The organism is Vibrio sp. 1727 (genome assembly GCF_033344415.1).
Lineage (GTDB): Bacteria > Pseudomonadota > Gammaproteobacteria > Enterobacterales > Vibrionaceae > Vibrio > Vibrio alginolyticus.
This window is the reverse complement of record NZ_JAWPOT010000043.1, coordinates 1-15,871: the sequence shown is the minus strand read 5'-3', so window position 1 is coordinate 15,871 and position 15,871 is coordinate 1. Positions and strand designations below refer to the sequence as shown.

Below are 15,871 nucleotides of genomic sequence, written 5' to 3'. Positions count from 1 at the left end.
GAAACTCGGTATGTTGTTTAAGAACTGATCAACATGGGGCTACCATGTCTTCTCACCGAATTAAGCAACAAAGCCGGATAATAAAGTAAAGAAGCTTGAAAAATCAATAAAAGAACAAAATAATGATATATCTAAGCTGAATCAATTTATTGAACAGTTGAAAGATAAAATAAAAAACCTTTCTAATCCAAGTAAGCCAGAAAAAGAACCTGAACAGGAATATGAATATCAACACCTTTTTCCAGAATTGAATCCAAATAACTTTCCTGACATTACTGAACATAATGAACAAGAAAAAAAGAAAAGAAAAAATAGGTTTAAGAGATAAACCTATTTTGGTTTGATGAATTATTTACTTGTCTCGATTGTTAATCTCAAGGGTTTTTAAAGGATCAGCGACATACTTTATATGTTCGCTTGTAATATTATTACCATATCCGATCTGTATTGTTTTTCCGAATGATTTTTTCTTTTGATCTTCTTCTCGATGTGTTCCTGTTAATTGGTCAATATGTTCCTGCATGTCAAGTTTATAATCATCATAATGGTTTTGTATCATTTCGACTTTATTACCTACAAACTTTGCGATTAGATATATATCTACACCTTGTTTTAATCTTTCAGTTATATAAGTATGGCGGCATGAATATAGCGTATAAGTCCTATCTGTCCTCAGGTAATCACCTTTATCTAACCATTTCAAGTAATTACCGAACTGCTTTGAATAACAAGTGAACTTGCCTTCTGAACTTTCTAATATAGATCTTTGAATAGTATTAAAGTTTTTTAATGTGACTTTTTTATCTGGATTTTGGAGTTTTGCCATTTCAAGGATAGATTGTTCTATTGTCCATTCTTTTAATGTGATTTTTCTTCCTTGCTTAATGTGCCTTGCTGTTTTCCCTTTGGTGATCAATACCGAATATTCTGTTTCACCATAGTCATTTGTAGATCGTTTAAAATCACTAAACTTCAAGTGTTTAACTTCTTCGCCTGGTCTGATCCCAGTTTCAATCAAGAACTTAAAGTAATATTTTAATGTTCTTCTATATTCTTTTGTTTTGGCTTGTTTTCCTACTGTCTGGTTTATGTAATGATCAAATCCTGCTTCTATGACTGTGAGGTGTGGCAATAAAAATGAATGCCTGATTTCTTGTTCTGTTGTTTCGACTTTTGGGATAATAGGAAAGTCAGACTTTTTAAGAAGCTCCTCTTCTTCAAGATGTTCAAAAAGTTTTTTGAAGCAAGATTTATGTATAGTTATACGGCTTTTTGATAATTCGAGAGTTTCAAAATAAAGACGAACATTTTTAGTCGTAAGAAAAGACACTGATTTTCTGTTGAAGAAAGGGATCATCACATTTTCAAAAACATATTTATAATCAGCGTAAGTTGTTTTTTTGATTTTTTTTAGTTCCATATTTTTCAAAATCTGCTTTATAGCAGTGTTGATCATAGGCTCTTTACTTTCAAAAATGGGTAAGCCTGCTGTTAGCTTGCTTTCATACTCAAACTTTAATCTCCAAGCTCGACTTTTAGCTTCGTCAATATCCGATGTTTTGAGAGAACGCTTGATCTCTTTACCATCAACTCTGAGCCTAACATAGATACTTTTTGTGTGGTTTTGGCGGTAAATTGCCAAGCCTTTAGTTAGATTCTCATACATTCCAAAACCTCAAAGTTGTATAAAAAGTTGTATAACATTGAGATTAGCTTAGTCTAAGTTTATGATATTGTAAATTAAAAACGAATATGCAACCAATTCAAAATCCGTTGCCTTCGGGCGTGGCGGTTCAAGTCCGCCCACCGGTACCACCTTCTTTTTCCTTTTTGGTCAAGGGTTTAGGAAGGTTAAAAAAGTCAATTTGGTTTGTGAACCCGATTTTACGGTTACGTTTTTAGCGTAATTTAGCGTAAAGGGGTTTTTCATGGCTACAATTCAGGCTCGAAAGGGCAAAAAAGGCACTACGTATAGAGTTGAATTTATGCGGGGTGGCTCACGCTTTTCAAAATCTTTCAAATTAAAAAAAGATGCTCAATTGTTCGTTGCTAATGTATTAGCTAACGACGATTTCGCGTATTCGCTTACAAATCACACTCTCAATTCCCTTAAGTTTTCAGATGCTTTGGCTCAGTACTTAGAGCAAGATAATGGTAGAGATCAATCCAAGCACCAGCGTTTAAAGTATTGGCTCTCAGTATTCAAAGATAAACCAGTGGGCAAGGTTACGCGCCAGCAGGTTAAAGCCGAACTGAAAACACTATCCGAAAGCAAAGCACCAGCAACACTAAACCGCTATAAAGCAGCGCTTAGCTCTTTCTATCGTTTTCTATCAGAGGAATATGATATTGAGCACAATCCCACAAAAGGGATCAAGCAGTCCGCAGAGAATAACGCTAGAACCCGTTTTTTAAGTAATAAAGAATTACCCCGCCTTTTAGATGCCTGTAAGCGCTCAGAATGGGAGCGATTATATTTACTGGTGTTGTTAGCTATTACAACGGGCGCAAGGCGTACAGAGCTTTTAACGCTTACTTGGGACGCTATAAACTTTCAAACCAAAACCGCCCACCTACCCGAAACAAAAAACGGCGAACAGCGAATACTCACACTAACGGCCGATGCAATAGCGGAGCTGATGAGGTTTAGACAGATTGGCGGGTATGTATTCCCACACAACCGCCATCAAGGGGCGTATTTTCGAAACTTTGATTGCCACTGGCGAGAGGCTTTGCAAAGCGCGGGTATCAAAGATTTTCGTTTTCATGACCTACGCCATACGTGCGCGTCACTACTGGCAATGAATGGCGCTAGTTTACTGGAAATAGCTCAAGTATTAGGACACAAATCAATAACTATGACGCAGCGTTATAGCCACCTTTGCATAGAGCACAAGGCGAGCTTAACTGATCGCGTATTTGGAGGTATTGCAAATGGTTAAGCGTAGAAATAAAGGAACTTTGCACGAAATGAGAGGAAAGGGCACTCCAGAAAATCAAGTGTTTGTGGGGAATAGCAAGGGTGAGATGCTTGATTTTTATGATAAAAACCTACGTTGGCATAACAGAAACGTAGAAGATCGAACAGCTCTAGCTCTAAGGTGGGTTGCTGATGTTATTGGTGCCTCCAAATGGGGAGTTGTTGAGGGCGGGGACGAGATCGAGGAGCTGAAAAACATATTCTTAGATGCTGCTATGTCGCTTGAGGAGCTTGATAGAGTTAGTGATGCTAAAGATAGGAAGTCCATTGCAAAAAAACTAACTGATTCTTTGGGGATAACCTCAGCCAATAAAAGGCCAAAACTTACAGGACAAGCAGCGTTAGACTTGCTCTATAAATACACGATTGATGAGGGGCAAGGCAAAATGGAAGCATATGAAAAAATAGCCAAGGAGTATGGCTATTCAAAGAACAGTACGAGAAGTGTAACCGGCATTATTGAGAGGTACTGGGAAGAGTCATGGGCTAATTATTATGATCACTTGGAGTCGATTAATCACGGTGAAGCTGTGAATCGAGTAATCCATAGGGATCCGGTCGAATATTGGAAAAGTAATATAAATCAATCTGTTGAAATAGATATCCCAGACATAGAGGACTACTTTCAGGATATGGAAAAGTGATTCTAAAGTTGCTATTTAAAGCAGTAAATTAAAGAAAATATCAAATTGGTAAAAAGCCCCCCGTATTAAATACCAATAGTTCACCTTTAAAGTTAGTGCCGACCGGAAAAAACGGAGGACAACCAAAGTGACTATTGACCAAACTCAACTTCAATCAATCCACAACGACCTATCTAACTGGGTAGCAATGAATGATATTTCAAAGCGCTACCCGCAATTTACTCATTCACAGATTAAAAGGCTCTTTTGGTTAAGAGAGCAAAAGGCAGGCCTTTCTCGATGTTATCGCCAGATTGGAAAACGCGGTTTCGTCAACGTGCCTTTGTTCAGTATGTGGATGTCCGGCCTCTTACCCGAACAGCAAGAAGCTAACACGACTGATAGTTAAACCGATGTGTAGACCGTTTACAAAACGATTCTGCGCATTTTATGGCGGTTCGTGGCGTAAACATAAATTTGGAGACAAAAATGAATCCTGATTTGTTATTTACTGCGCCAGATACGGCGATTCCAAACATAGGGACTAAGGCTTATGACTTCCTAGTCGAGCTGTCTAGCGGTGAGCCAATTGCAAAGAGAGATTTGTTATTAAAGTTTGGTGAAGCTATGAGATCGCCTTTGCAGATGCTTGAAAATGACAGGTATCAGTTCTGGTGTATTCAGCGCGTGGATATTCAAGGAGAGCCTTGTTTACAGCTAGACGAGAGACACTTATCTGGGGTGTGGGAGTTAGATGCGATAGCCCGTTGTGAAAGAAAGTTAAAGCTAAGAGGAGAGAGCTATAAGCAAGCGAGAAACGAAACTGAACGCCTACCTTTGGCAAAAGACAAACTCGCCATTGCTAGAAAAGAAAGCGCTCAGATGAAGCCGAGCGCTTGATTTTAGAATCGCTGGTGGTGATCAGTTTGCCGACTAAGACGCCACCAGCAAACACAGGATATAGAAAAATGAAACAGAAAACAGTAAATCAAATACAAGCGCGGTTATCTGAAATCGCACAAGAGCAAAGCCAATTCGAACAGAGAGACTTTGACGCCGAGCTTTTAGAAGTCATGAGTTCGGGCGGTGATGTTGATCAGTTGGAACAAAAGCAACTTGAAGACGAGCGACAGGCGCGACGATTGCGAGTTGAGAAGCAAGCCTTAGAGCTTGAATTGCCAGTCGCTAAACAGCGTGAAGGCTTAGCAGAGTTGGAGGTCTTAAAGCGCGATTGTGAGGGCGATGCTTCGTTAATTGCAGAGCAGGTCGATATTATCAACAAAGCATTTGATAAGGATATTAAACCAGCGCTTGAGAGGTTATGCCAGATTGAGGCCAAGCGCTACAGCGCGTTAAGCCGAGCTAATACGCTCACCAAACAGTGCGGGGTTCAGAGCAGCATAGTTAGTTACTTTGGTGTGTTAGATAGTCGCAGATTAAAGGCTATTCAAGAATACATCCACGCAGGACGTGAGCCGGAAAGCGGAACGACATTTGTTACTAACGGCCGATTCATTGAAGATTTAGACTAAAGGAAAATAAAATGAAAGTTGATGCTAATAAAATTACTAACGATGTGACTACTAAAATGCTAGATGAGCTAGACAAACTATTAGACAAGTATGTTGAACGTTCAGAGCAGGATAAGAAGCCAGGAGTTAACCATTCCAACGTTCAAAGCGGTTCGCCTGATCCGAGTGACTACTTTGATACACCATTCGTTAATCATGCCGATAAGCAAAGCGGCTCACCTGATTTGGGTAGTTATTTCAAATAAGTACCTAAACATTTATTCATTTTAAAATGCTAGGGGTGTTAGTGATTACTAACCCCCTATTATATATGTGGCAAGGGTTTTGCCGGAGTAAACCAGATAGCACTATGGGATGAGGTTTTTTACCCCTGATTTGGGGGCGAAAATCAGAAAGATGCCTATATAGCTTGTTTACTACAGGAGTAGTAGGCACTAACAACGCGCTAGGTAATTAATAATATCTAGCACTCTTTTACTTAGGAATACTTAACATTTTCTATGTTCTCTTAGGGTGTATGAGCAAGATAATCACAACAGAGCTTTATTACTTCAATGATAAGTTATGGCGAGTCAATCCAAGTAAAAGCGGATTGAGGACGGATATATTAAGGTGTCTCTTAGGAATGCTTGATTCAGCTTTGGCTAAGCATAGGAAGGTGTTTATTTTCCGGTTTGATTTATCGGTCAATGAATACACAAGAAACAATGAGCTGATAGCCAAGCTTGTTAGACGCCTCTCACGTAGGGTTAAAGCGCATTATAAAGCAGATTTGAGTTATTGCTGGGTGAGAGAGCTAGAAAGGGCTAAAAAGCAGCATTATCATTTTTGTGTCGTAATTGATGGCAGTAAAGTAAATCACCCCCATATGCTTCAAGAGTGGCTGATCTTAATTTGGGAGCAATTTGGGCGCTGTAGTTGGGCAGGTTATCACAACGTAGAGCGCGGAGACTCGCTGGCATTACAAGACGCAACTTATCATATTAGTTATCTAGCAAAACCGCGTGGCAAGGGTTACAGAGCTACACAAACAAAAGACTATGGTCATAGCAAAATAAGGTGATTTTACTGCCCTTTCCTCCATAAATTACGCCTTATATCCCTCAAGCCCCGCCATACATAGATTCACAACGGATTATCAATCCTTCAAGCTGTTTTAGGGGCGCAATGTTATGTTTTGTTATGGTTTCGCCCATCATTCAGTTGTGAGTATCAGACTCTTCCCACGCCTAAATCTAAAAGCTGGGATTTCAGCAATAACACTGGGCAAGAGTGCCTAAAGTTGGACATACCTGTTTTATTCCCTATGACCCCGAAAAAATCTTATCGGTTTCACAGCGTGTGAAAGCGTTGAAAGCTCTTTTCTCAAATAGAGGTATTACTTTTGCCCATCGATGGCAAAAACTTTCTCTCAAGCGGTTACTCAATCTGAGGAGCCGACAATTGGCCCATGCCGAAAATATCGTTATACGGTTTGAAGCCGTAAATAACGGAAAAGTAACGGTGATTTACCAGAGTTTTGAAACGCTATAAAAAGGGCGCTCCCCACTTTTGGGTTTTGATGGTGTCATAAAGTGCGACGGCTCAAGCTGGCGGTAAGTGTCGGAACTTTGAAGCATTTAGGGAGCAAAGCGCTTGCCGTTTAACTACAACTTTGCTCGCTGGCTAGATAGTTTCTCGACACTATAAAAAAGAGTGTTGAAGGCGAACAAGGTCTTAAAAACGTGGCGTAAATTTGGCGAAAACCGACCAAAACCGACCAGAACCAGAAAGAGTCAAAACCAATTGCAACAAAGCGTTAGTTGTCCTAATATCCCATTGAAAGCCGTAATATTGTGATTCAAAATCCGTTGCCTTCGGGCGTGGCGGTTCAAGTCCGCCCACCGGTACCATATTAGAAAGGTCGCTTTTATAGCGGCCTTTCGTCGTTTTAGGTGTTCGTAAATATCAAAAGAAAGTTAGCGTTGCCTTCGCGGTGGCGGCAGGAATGCCAGTCCAATCAACTCCGTCCACCGGTACCATATTTTAAGACAGAGCCTCGATGAAAGTCGGGGCTTTGTTGTATCTGGATCTTCAAAACAAAAAAGCGCGAGGGGTATGCCTCGCGCAAACTACTACATGGTGATAGTAGGAACAGCCTATAGAGTTGTGAACAAGGTATTCTGAGTGTTCGGAGTCCAGTCTGCTTGGGACACGTGCGGTACATCAACTAGATAACGCAAACCTTGATAAGTCACCACATCGCCTTGTTTATAGGAAACATTCTGAGTCCAGTTAGTGGCTGGGTCTGCATTTGTCCAGAGGCTAGAGGTTGGAGACGGTGCCCAATCTTGTTGTGCAGTATGGTTTGTTACAGCCTGGTATACAGTACCTAGGTGTAAGACGTAATCGCCAGCGTCGTAGTTATGACCAACTTGCCAGTTCGGCGTGTAGTTATCCATTGTGTCGAAGTCATAACCCGCTTGTTTTGCTAACTGTATAAACTTAGCGAGCTTAGGCAGGTTTTGCGTTGCCCCCATGCCACGCTTACCATCTTCAAATAGGAACTCGTGAGTTAATACGATAACTTTATCGGCGTGTAAAGGTGTACCACATGGGAACTCTTGAGCTTTGGAGTTGATCGGGTTAATCGTTGTTGGTGCACAAGTGTTTAACGCGGAATCCACATATCCAAGAAATGCTTCTGCTTCTGTAAGGCTGTTTGCTGGCATTTCAATGCCCCAATTTTCGGGTGCCCAGTCCACATCCCAACCGTGAGTTTGATAGCCGTTATTCGCTAGGATATTTTGAACCTCGATAGCTGCTTTTACACTGTTGGATGGGTTGGATGTATCGCATACATATCCTGGTTCCCAAGGTTTCAGGTTATCAGACGTGGCACATAACCCATCTGCTTTGAAGTCTTTCGTCACGCGCCAACCGTTGGTGTAGGGCAGTCTAGCAAACTCTGTTGCCTTGTAGTTCGGGTAGCTTGTAATGTTCGGCAAATACTTTGCTAACACAGATAAGTTTTCCGTAAACATTGAGGCATCGTAAACAGGGTCTTGATACGAGTTAAGCTGGTGGTCCCCGGTCGCATTACACTCCGCAGCACTGTTCGGTCCAAACTCATCCACGCAGTTGTGCACCATGTGATCGTAACTGTGGTTCGCAACAATATGACCAGTGTCTAATGCGAGCTTTAAGGCTTCTAGGGAACGGTCTTCATTCTCATCACCAATTCCATCTAAATGCCAAGCATTAAAGTAAAACGTCGCTTTGATATCTTCCTGGTTAAGTACTTGAATAACGTCAATAGATGCATTGATTGGTCCATCATCAAACGTTAGATAAATGGTGCCTTTAGAGTCGGTTTGAGCAAATGAGTGTTGTGATAGTGCGGCACTTACAAGCGCTGCAATAGCCAATTTATTAAATTTCATTCTCTATTCCTTTTAAGAAATTAATAACGACGTTGTCAGTAGTAAAATATTGATAATTTGAAACTTAATGTGATGTATTAAATTATTTTATGACTTTTATCCTAGACCTAAATAATTACAAAAAAATAGGTAGTATTTTCTAAATTGGGATTGTGTTCACGAATAATGCAACCGGTTGCGCTTTTTTGTCTTGGTTATTTTTGCTACAGTTTTTACAGGTTGAAATTTACACAACGGGAGTAAGGCTATGAAAAAGATCCTTTTATGCTGTAGCGCAGGGATGTCAACCAGTATGCTTGTTAAGAAAATGGAGCAAGCTGCTGAAAATAAAGGAATTGAGTGCAAAATTGATGCAATGTCAGTGAATGCGTTTGAAGATGTAATTAAAGAGTACGATGTTTGTCTTCTCGGGCCTCAAGTACGTTTTCAGCTAGAAGAGCTAAGAAAAACGGCGCAAGAGCATGGTAAAAACATTGATGCTATTTCTCCTCAGCATTATGGAATGATGAAGGGAGAAGAAGTACTAGAGCAAGCATTAGAATTAATTAACTAAACTATAGTTTTAAATTAAAAAGATAACTGTACATCAAATATAAATATTTGATGCGGGATTCTTTTGCCTAAAATAAGGATGGATTCTATGAAGCTTTATGACGCAATTATAGGCGCAGTCGAAAAGCATATAGCCCCTATAGCAGCTAAAGTGGGGAATCAGCCCCATGTTCGCGCAATGAGAGACGGTTTTATTGTCGCAATGCCGTTTATTATTGTCGGCAGTTTCATTTTGATTTTTGCATTCCCCCCATTTGCCGAAGATACAACCTTTACTTTTGGTCGAATTTGGCTCGATTTCGCCACTACACATTTTGATACCATAATGATGCCCTACAACATGTCGATGGGGATCATGACTATTTTTGTTTCGCTGGGCGTTGCTTATAGTTTAGCGAAGGCTTACAAGATGGATGGGATCACGAGTGCTGTATTGTCACTAATGTCTTTTTTACTCATTGCGGCCCCAGCTAAAGATGGCGCGTTGTCTATGTCTCACATGGGCGGAACCGGGATCTTCACCGCAGTGATGTGTGCATTTTTCTCGGTGGAGCTCTACCGTTTTATGAAAAAGCACAATATTACGATTCGCATGCCAGAGCAGGTGCCACCGGCGATTGCGCGATCATTTGAAGTATTGCTACCAGTCTTAGCGATATTCATTACCTTATATCCACTTAGCCTTTTCGTACAAACCCAGTACGACATGCTGATTCCAGACGCTGTTATGGCTATCTTTAAACCGCTAATTAGTGCGTCTAACTCATTGCCTGCCATTATTGGCGCTTTATTGCTTTGCCAGCTGCTTTGGTTTGCGGGTATTCATGGTGCTGCAATTGTTGTTGGACTGCTTTCTCCAATCTTTTTGACCAACATTGGTGCCAACATTGAAGCCTTTGTTGCAGGTGAACCGATTCCAAACGTATTTACTCAACCGTTCTGGGATTTTTACATCTTTATTGGCGGCTCTGGTGCAACACTTGCTCTTGTTATGCTGATGTCGTTTAGCCGTTCTGTTCACCTTAAGAGCATTGGTCGAATGAGTGCGGTGCCTGGCTTTTTCCAAATCAACGAACCAGTGATCTTCGGTAGCCCAGTTGTGATGAACCCGACCTTGTTTATCCCGTTCGTCTTCGCTCCAGTCATCAACGCTACGATTGCGTATTTTGCTGTGCATGTCGGCTTTGTGGGTATGGGTGTCGCTACAACACCTTGGACAACACCGGCACTGATAGGTGCTTCGTGGGGTAGCGGTTGGACCTTTGCGCCAGTATTGCTCGTCATTGGTTTATTGATTCTTGATCTAATCATCTACTTCCCATTCTTCAAAATGTTTGAGAAGCAAATGTTGGAGCAAGAACTACCAACGACGAAGGAAACTAAAGGTGACACGCAGCCGTCAGGCGAAGGCGTTACAGCTTAACTGTGCTTAATGGGCCGCAATTACCGCGGCCCGATTTTCGGAGAGAAAATGATGGAACAAGAATTGGTTGTGATGGAGATCATTTGCAATGCTGGTGAAGCCAGAAGTTTAAGCTACGAGGCATTGCGCTTATCTCGAGAACAAGATTTTGAAGCGGCTGACGAGAAGCTTTCTCAAGCAAGAGAGTGCATTAATAAAGCCCACTTAATACAGACTCAGCTTATTGAAGAAGATCAGGGAGAAGGGAAAGTCCCGATGACGTTAGTGATGGTGCATGCTCAAGATCACCTGATGACTACGATTTTGGCTCAAGAGATGGCTGTAGAAATCGTCGCACTGAACAAAAAAATCTCGAACAAGTAAAGGGGGATGAAAATGTCTAGAGAGGCGATCAAACTTGCCATTATTGGCGGTGGTAGTAGCTATACCCCGGAATTGGTTGAAGGGGTTATTAAGCGCTTAGAATATTTACCCGTTAAGAAAATCCATTTTGTGGACATTGAGTCAGGAGCTGAGAAGCTTGAGATCATCAAAGGATTGGCTCAGCGAATGGTCGATAAAGCCGGAGCAAAAATTGAGATAAAAGCCGGTTTCGATCGCCGTGCTGCGATAAAAGATGCGGATTTTGTGATGACGCAGTTTCGTGTTGGTGGCCTTGCTGCACGCGCTAACGATGAGCGAATCCCAATCAAGTACGACGTCATCGGCCAAGAAACAACGGGCCCTGGTGGTTTTGCTAAAGCACTGCGAACCATTCCGGTCATTCTTGATATCTGTAAAGACATTGAAGAGTTGGCTCCAAACGCATGGATGCTCAATTTCACCAACCCAGCGGGTTTAGTTTCCGAAGCGGTCAGTAAGTACACCAAAGTAAAGAGTATTGGTTTATGCAATGTGCCCGTTTCAATGGAAATGATGATTGCAGAAATGATGGAGTGCGAGCCAAAAGAGCTACAACTTGAGTTTGCTGGGTTAAACCATCTCGTGTGGGTACACAAAGCATGGCTCAATGGGGAAGATATTACTCAAACGGTATTAGAGAAAGTCGGTGATGGTGCCAACTTCAGTATGAAGAATATCTGGGAAGAGCCGTGGGATCCGGCATTTCTAAAAGCACTGGGGGCGATACCATGTCCTTATCATCGCTACTTCTACCAAACTGATGCCATGCTTGCTGAAGAGAAACAAAGTGCCGATGAAAAAGGCACTCGTGCTGAGCAGGTAATGGAAACAGAAAATGCGCTATTTAAGCTCTATCAAGATCCTACCCTCGATCATAAGCCGAAAGAGTTAGAGGAGCGGGGTGGTGCTTATTATTCTGATGCATCACTGAACCTAGTTGATTCAATTTATAACAATCGTAATAGTATTCATGTTGTTAACGTTTTAAATAATGGAGCGATCAACGGCCTACCTGACGATGCTGTGATTGAATGTAGTGCGGTGATTGGTAGCTGGGGGGCGAAACCTCTTGCGGTTGGCGAGTTGTCAAACAATATCAAAGGATTACTCTATCAAGTTAAAGCGTATGAGCAGCTAACAATAGAAGCTGCTGTCGAAGGTAATTATGACAAGGCGCTTATGGCATTAACCAATAACCCATTGGTGCCTGACATTGGCCGCGCCAAGTCAATCCTGGATGATATTCTGGCGGTAAACGCTCCGTATTTACCTCAATTTAAACTAACGACGTTGTAGTACTAAGGAAGGACGCCAATGAAAGTCATTTTTAATGCTGATGATTTTGGTTTAACGAGAGGTGTAAATAGCGGCATCGTTAAAGCTCACCAGCAAGGTGTGGTTCATTCAACCACCATGATGGTGGGTATGGATGCTGAGCAACATGCCTTAGAACTAGCTCGCCATAATCCAGACTTGAAAGTTGGCGTTCATCTTAGGTTTACAGCAGGTGTGCCTATAACGAAGCATCCTAACTTGACCAACGGCCGAGCGCACTTTATCAACTATGACGAACTTTGGAGTAAGCAGGACTTCGAAACTCAGGTCGTTTATGATGAAGCAAAAGCTCAGGTGGAACATTTTTTATCGCTTGGGTTAGAGCTAAGCCACTTAGATAGCCATCATCACGCGCATACTCACCCTCAAATTTTGCCCGTTATTAAAGAAGTAGCGAATGAATACCGAGTGCCACTGCGGGGCACTGGCTTGTGTCAAGAATCGATGACAATCAGGTATATCTTTACTGATGAGTTTTATGATCAAAAAGTGAGCTTGGATGGCTTAATGGCACATCTATTGAGCTTAAAAGATGACTATGACTTGGTTGAGGTGATGTGCCACCCGGCAGAGGCCGATCAGGCGCTTATCTTAAAGAGTGTCTATGCGCTTCAGCGAGAGCTAGAGTTACAAGTTCTTACCTCTCCCATTTTAAAAGAACAGTTAGCTCAGCATGGTATAACTGTCACGGATTACTCTGAGCTTGTTTCTACCAATCAAATGGTCGGTGTATGATTAAAGGCTGCCAGCTTCGCCCCCTATAGCACCTTACGAATTGCTGGCAGCCGTTCTACACAAACGAATATTTAATAACAATTGCAGTTGGACCCAATAGCATTATGGCAAGGATTAAAGATGTAGCCGAACTCGCCGGTGTAAATCGCTCTACCGTTTCTCGAATTATTAATGGAGAGGGGAAATTTCGCGAGGAAACTCGAAAAAAAGTAGAGCAAGCTATGGCGCAATTGAATTATCGTCCCAGTGCAATTGCTCGTTCACTCGCAACCTCATCCAGTAATATGGTTGGGTTATTGGTGACTTACTATACGGGGGGCTTCTTTGGTGAGATGATGGAGCAGGTTCAGACCGAGCTGGATATTCATAAGAAGTTTTTGATTACAGCTCAAGGCCATCATTCTGCACAAGGTGAAAAAGAGGCAATTCAGCGTTTTAATGATTTACGTTGTGACGGCTATGTACTTCATAGTCGTTATTTGTCAGATGATGACTTACGTGAATTAGCTAAACAGCCAACACCTTTCGTTCTCCTGGATCGCTACGTGGAAGGAATAGAAGAGCGTTGTGTTACCTTTAACCATCATCATGCAAGCCGTATTGCCGTTGAGCACCTTTTAGCTGGTGGCCATCGAAAGATTGCTTGTATTGCCGGTCCATCCCAACGTCATAACAGTGTATTGAGAAAGCTTGGGTATATTGATGCAATGAAGGATGCTGGTATAGATATTGATGAAAGCTGGTGTGAAGAAGGGAATTATGGTCGGCAAAGTGGTTATGATGCAATGGCTGCAATTTTACAACGACACCCTGATGTGACGGCTGTCTTTTCGTGCAGTGAAGAAATGACGGTTGGCGCAATGCAGTACTTACACGAGCATAGTATTTCTGTACCAGAGCAAATCTCATTAACTAGCTTTGACAGTGTTGATCTTTGTGAAAGTCTTTACCCTACAGTATCAGCAGTGCACTTTCCTATCAGTGACATGGCCCGTGTAGCGGTACAAACCTTAATGGGGCTAGTCAAAGATCAAGAAGTAATAGACAAGCCAGTATTCGAGGCCAAGCTTAAAATACGCAAAGCAGATCGCTCCTTAAAGTAGCTTACTTCTATCTAATTAAGTGAGTCGCTTAGAAATAACGGTTTGATGTTTTGCTAGTTACTGATGAATTTATTCACAAAATTTACTAGTATTCTAACTCTCTTAAGAAATATAAATCAGTAGTGAATAAGTGGCAGCCATTAAACTAACGGTCGATCGTATTCAACCCGGATTACATATCCGTCTTCCGCTAAAGTGGAACGATCACCCCTTTCTACTCAATAGCTTTAAGATTAAAGACCAAGAGCAGGTCGAGATGATCCGCCACCTCGGCGTAAAGTTCGTTTACTTTAATCCAGAGCAAAGCGATGCCGTTCCACTCCCTGTTGATCAAAGACAAGCTGACAGAGTAACAAATGAAGCGTCGTTAGATCATGAAACTCAAAAAATGTGGCAAGAAAAACAGAACCGCATAGAAAAGTTAAGTGCATACCGTCGACGCGTGATTCAGTGTGAAAAAGAGTTTGAGCGCTCTCTGGCACGTATGCGTTCAGTCATGACTAAAATCCGTAACCGTCCGACAGCAGCAGTTGATGAAGCAAAGCTTCTTATTGAAGATATCGTCGAGAAGTTAATGTGCGATGATAATGTTACGTTACATCTGATGAACGGAAAAAATGAGTTTGAAGATATTTATTTCCACTCATTGAACGTGGCTGTTATCTCTATGATGATTGGCCGTGCTAAAGGGTACTCAGAAGCACAGTTGAAAGAGCTTTCCTTTTCCGCACTATTCCATGATATCGGGAAAATAAAAATCCCGACTGCAATATTAAGAAAGCAACTACCTCTAACAGAGCCAGAAACCAACTACTTAAAGTTGCACACTAAATATGGCGTCGATCTTGCGAGTCAAATCGAGGCTTTTCCCGAAGTCGCGAGAATTGTGATCGCGCAGCACCATGAGCTAAGAGATGGGTCTGGTTATCCTAAAGGCCTGAAAGGAGATGAGATCAACGAGTTTGCTCAAATTATTGCTGTAGCCAATGCGTTTGATAACTTGTGTCATACACCGATAGTCTCAGATCAAAAGATTCCTTATACCGCACTCTCTCATTTATATAAGAACTGTAAACACCTATATAAAGAAGAGAACCTGAACATCCTAATTAAGTTTATGGGCGTGTTTCCTCCGGGTACCGTAGTTCAGCTTTCTAATAATATGGTCGGCCTGGTTATCTCAGTGAATGCATCGCATTTATTATTCCCGAATGTCTTGGTTTACGATCCATCAGTACCAAGGACGCAAGCGCCAATCATTGATCTTGCCTCAAAAGATATAAAGATAGTTAACGCGATTCATCCGTCAAAATTACCGGATAAAGTAAAAGAGTATCTAAATCCGCGTTCGCGTATTTCTTATTTCTTTGATAGTGATGAGTAGTTATCCACAGCTTTTTGTGGGTAAATTGTATAAATCCTGAGTGTTATTTCTGGGTAATTTTAGGGTTGGATGGAAAGCATCCATTTGGCATGTTTTTTTAGAAAAAATGCATTTTTAGTATTGCCAAAGAAAATCTTCTCCCTATAATGCGCATCCATCGACACAGCAGACGTCACAAGGCTTCAGCAGGGTCGAAGAGGTAAAAAGCTTCTACAAAAAATTAGTTTAAAAAAGTGTTTGACACTAACAACTAAATCGCTAGAATGCACCTCCGCTTTGAGAGAAAAGCTTCTCGCAAAGCAAGCTCTTTAACAATATAGACCTATCAATCTGTGTGGGCACTCGTTGATGATAATCCAATTCGATACCTCGGTATCAAA

16 protein-coding genes are annotated in these 15,871 nt (G+C 41.5%); 14 read left to right on the top strand and 2 right to left on the bottom strand.

All coding sequences use genetic code 11. The annotated features are described in order from the left end of the window. Nucleotides 1-352: 352 nt before the first annotated feature. Nucleotides 353-1,666 carry a site-specific integrase gene (locus R8O10_RS23350; RefSeq protein WP_318191760.1) on the bottom strand — a complete coding sequence of 438 codons (1,314 nt, stop codon included), beginning with the start codon at nucleotides 1,664-1,666 and terminating at the stop codon, nucleotides 353-355. 262 nt (nucleotides 1,667-1,928) lie between these two features. Between R8O10_RS23350 and R8O10_RS23345 the strand changes: the two genes are divergently transcribed. The 7 genes from R8O10_RS23345 (at nucleotide 1,929) to R8O10_RS23315 (ending at nucleotide 6,198) form a co-directional block, all read left to right on the top strand. Further along, the gene (locus tag R8O10_RS23345; protein WP_169628885.1) at nucleotides 1,929-2,942 is read left to right on the top strand and encodes a tyrosine-type recombinase/integrase; all 1,014 of its coding nucleotides are present in this window, start codon (nucleotides 1,929-1,931) and stop codon (nucleotides 2,940-2,942) included. Beyond that, complete coding sequence (locus tag R8O10_RS23340; protein WP_062851413.1) at nucleotides 2,935-3,624, top strand: hypothetical protein; 690 nt, start codon at nucleotides 2,935-2,937, stop codon at nucleotides 3,622-3,624. Before R8O10_RS23345 ends, R8O10_RS23340 begins: the two co-directional genes overlap by 8 nt. Before the next feature lie 127 nt (nucleotides 3,625-3,751). Then, nucleotides 3,752-4,012, top strand: a complete 261-nt coding sequence (locus R8O10_RS23335; protein ID WP_241791456.1) for a hypothetical protein — start codon at nucleotides 3,752-3,754, stop codon at nucleotides 4,010-4,012. A gap of 80 nt (nucleotides 4,013-4,092) precedes the next feature. Continuing rightward, nucleotides 4,093-4,503, top strand: coding sequence for a hypothetical protein (locus tag R8O10_RS23330; RefSeq protein ID WP_062851412.1), 411 nt, complete (start codon nucleotides 4,093-4,095; stop codon nucleotides 4,501-4,503). A 68-nt stretch (nucleotides 4,504-4,571) separates the two neighbouring features. Beyond that, nucleotides 4,572-5,135 carry a hypothetical protein gene (locus R8O10_RS23325; protein ID WP_169628886.1) on the top strand — a complete coding sequence of 188 codons (564 nt, stop codon included), beginning with the start codon at nucleotides 4,572-4,574 and terminating at the stop codon, nucleotides 5,133-5,135. Between the two features lie 11 nt (nucleotides 5,136-5,146). Next, on the top strand, nucleotides 5,147-5,380 hold the full coding sequence (locus R8O10_RS23320) for a hypothetical protein (protein WP_318191759.1): 234 nt from the start codon (nucleotides 5,147-5,149) through the stop codon (nucleotides 5,378-5,380). Nucleotides 5,381-5,760: 380 nt separating this feature from the next. Beyond that, nucleotides 5,761-6,198: an inovirus-type Gp2 protein gene (locus R8O10_RS23315; RefSeq protein ID WP_169628887.1), complete on the top strand. Its 438-nt coding sequence runs from the start codon at nucleotides 5,761-5,763 to the stop codon at nucleotides 6,196-6,198. A 1,075-nt stretch (nucleotides 6,199-7,273) separates the two neighbouring features. On the opposite strand, the gene R8O10_RS23310 is transcribed toward R8O10_RS23315, so the two are convergent. Then, nucleotides 7,274-8,557, bottom strand: coding sequence for a carbohydrate-binding protein (locus R8O10_RS23310; protein WP_158156880.1), 1,284 nt, complete (start codon nucleotides 8,555-8,557; stop codon nucleotides 7,274-7,276). Nucleotides 8,558-8,804: 247 nt separating this feature from the next. On the opposite strand from R8O10_RS23310, the gene R8O10_RS23305 reads away from it, so the two are divergent. The 7 genes from R8O10_RS23305 to R8O10_RS23275 all read left to right on the top strand — a co-directional run bounded on the left by R8O10_RS23305 (nucleotide 8,805) and on the right by R8O10_RS23275 (nucleotide 15,491). Further along, complete coding sequence (locus R8O10_RS23305) at nucleotides 8,805-9,110, top strand: PTS sugar transporter subunit IIB (RefSeq protein ID WP_020480920.1); 306 nt, start codon at nucleotides 8,805-8,807, stop codon at nucleotides 9,108-9,110. Between the two features lie 87 nt (nucleotides 9,111-9,197). Then, entirely contained in the window at nucleotides 9,198-10,532 is a 1,335-nt protein-coding gene (locus tag R8O10_RS23300) for a PTS sugar transporter subunit IIC (RefSeq protein WP_005381064.1), read from the top strand. 51 nt (nucleotides 10,533-10,583) lie between these two features. Further along, complete coding sequence (locus tag R8O10_RS23295) at nucleotides 10,584-10,895, top strand: PTS lactose/cellobiose transporter subunit IIA (RefSeq protein WP_031777269.1); 312 nt, start codon at nucleotides 10,584-10,586, stop codon at nucleotides 10,893-10,895. A 12-nt stretch (nucleotides 10,896-10,907) separates the two neighbouring features. Further along, complete coding sequence (locus R8O10_RS23290) at nucleotides 10,908-12,230, top strand: 6-phospho-beta-glucosidase (protein ID WP_151514325.1); 1,323 nt, start codon at nucleotides 10,908-10,910, stop codon at nucleotides 12,228-12,230. An 18-nt stretch (nucleotides 12,231-12,248) separates the two neighbouring features. Then, complete coding sequence (gene chbG / locus R8O10_RS23285; RefSeq protein ID WP_318191758.1) at nucleotides 12,249-13,004, top strand: chitin disaccharide deacetylase; 756 nt, start codon at nucleotides 12,249-12,251, stop codon at nucleotides 13,002-13,004. A gap of 104 nt (nucleotides 13,005-13,108) precedes the next feature. Further along, the gene (locus R8O10_RS23280) at nucleotides 13,109-14,107 is read left to right on the top strand and encodes a LacI family DNA-binding transcriptional regulator (protein WP_005381031.1); all 999 of its coding nucleotides are present in this window, start codon (nucleotides 13,109-13,111) and stop codon (nucleotides 14,105-14,107) included. Nucleotides 14,108-14,237: 130 nt separating this feature from the next. Next, nucleotides 14,238-15,491, top strand: a complete 1,254-nt coding sequence (locus R8O10_RS23275; RefSeq protein WP_262657788.1) for an HD-GYP domain-containing protein — start codon at nucleotides 14,238-14,240, stop codon at nucleotides 15,489-15,491. Nucleotides 15,492-15,871 lie beyond the last annotated feature (380 nt).

What these genes read in the sequence shown, in the direction of transcription:
- R8O10_RS23320 (WP_318191759.1), top strand. Translation starts at nt 5,147, where the DNA reads ATGAAAGTTGATGCTAATAAAATTACTAACGATGTGACTACTAAAATG.
- R8O10_RS23350 (WP_318191760.1), bottom strand. Translation starts at nt 1,666, where the DNA reads ATGTATGAGAATCTAACTAAAGGCTTGGCAATTTACCGCCAAAACCAC.
- R8O10_RS23345 (WP_169628885.1), top strand. Translation starts at nt 1,929, where the DNA reads ATGGCTACAATTCAGGCTCGAAAGGGCAAAAAAGGCACTACGTATAGA.
- R8O10_RS23315 (WP_169628887.1), top strand. Translation starts at nt 5,761, where the DNA reads ATGCTTGATTCAGCTTTGGCTAAGCATAGGAAGGTGTTTATTTTCCGG.
- R8O10_RS23310 (WP_158156880.1), bottom strand. Translation starts at nt 8,557, where the DNA reads ATGAAATTTAATAAATTGGCTATTGCAGCGCTTGTAAGTGCCGCACTA.
- R8O10_RS23290 (WP_151514325.1), top strand. Translation starts at nt 10,908, where the DNA reads ATGTCTAGAGAGGCGATCAAACTTGCCATTATTGGCGGTGGTAGTAGC.
- R8O10_RS23340 (WP_062851413.1), top strand. Translation starts at nt 2,935, where the DNA reads ATGGTTAAGCGTAGAAATAAAGGAACTTTGCACGAAATGAGAGGAAAG.
- R8O10_RS23295 (WP_031777269.1), top strand. Translation starts at nt 10,584, where the DNA reads ATGGAACAAGAATTGGTTGTGATGGAGATCATTTGCAATGCTGGTGAA.
- R8O10_RS23325 (WP_169628886.1), top strand. Translation starts at nt 4,572, where the DNA reads ATGAAACAGAAAACAGTAAATCAAATACAAGCGCGGTTATCTGAAATC.
- R8O10_RS23280 (WP_005381031.1), top strand. Translation starts at nt 13,109, where the DNA reads ATGGCAAGGATTAAAGATGTAGCCGAACTCGCCGGTGTAAATCGCTCT.
- R8O10_RS23305 (WP_020480920.1), top strand. Translation starts at nt 8,805, where the DNA reads ATGAAAAAGATCCTTTTATGCTGTAGCGCAGGGATGTCAACCAGTATG.
- R8O10_RS23330 (WP_062851412.1), top strand. Translation starts at nt 4,093, where the DNA reads ATGAATCCTGATTTGTTATTTACTGCGCCAGATACGGCGATTCCAAAC.
- R8O10_RS23300 (WP_005381064.1), top strand. Translation starts at nt 9,198, where the DNA reads ATGAAGCTTTATGACGCAATTATAGGCGCAGTCGAAAAGCATATAGCC.
- chbG (WP_318191758.1), top strand. Translation starts at nt 12,249, where the DNA reads ATGAAAGTCATTTTTAATGCTGATGATTTTGGTTTAACGAGAGGTGTA.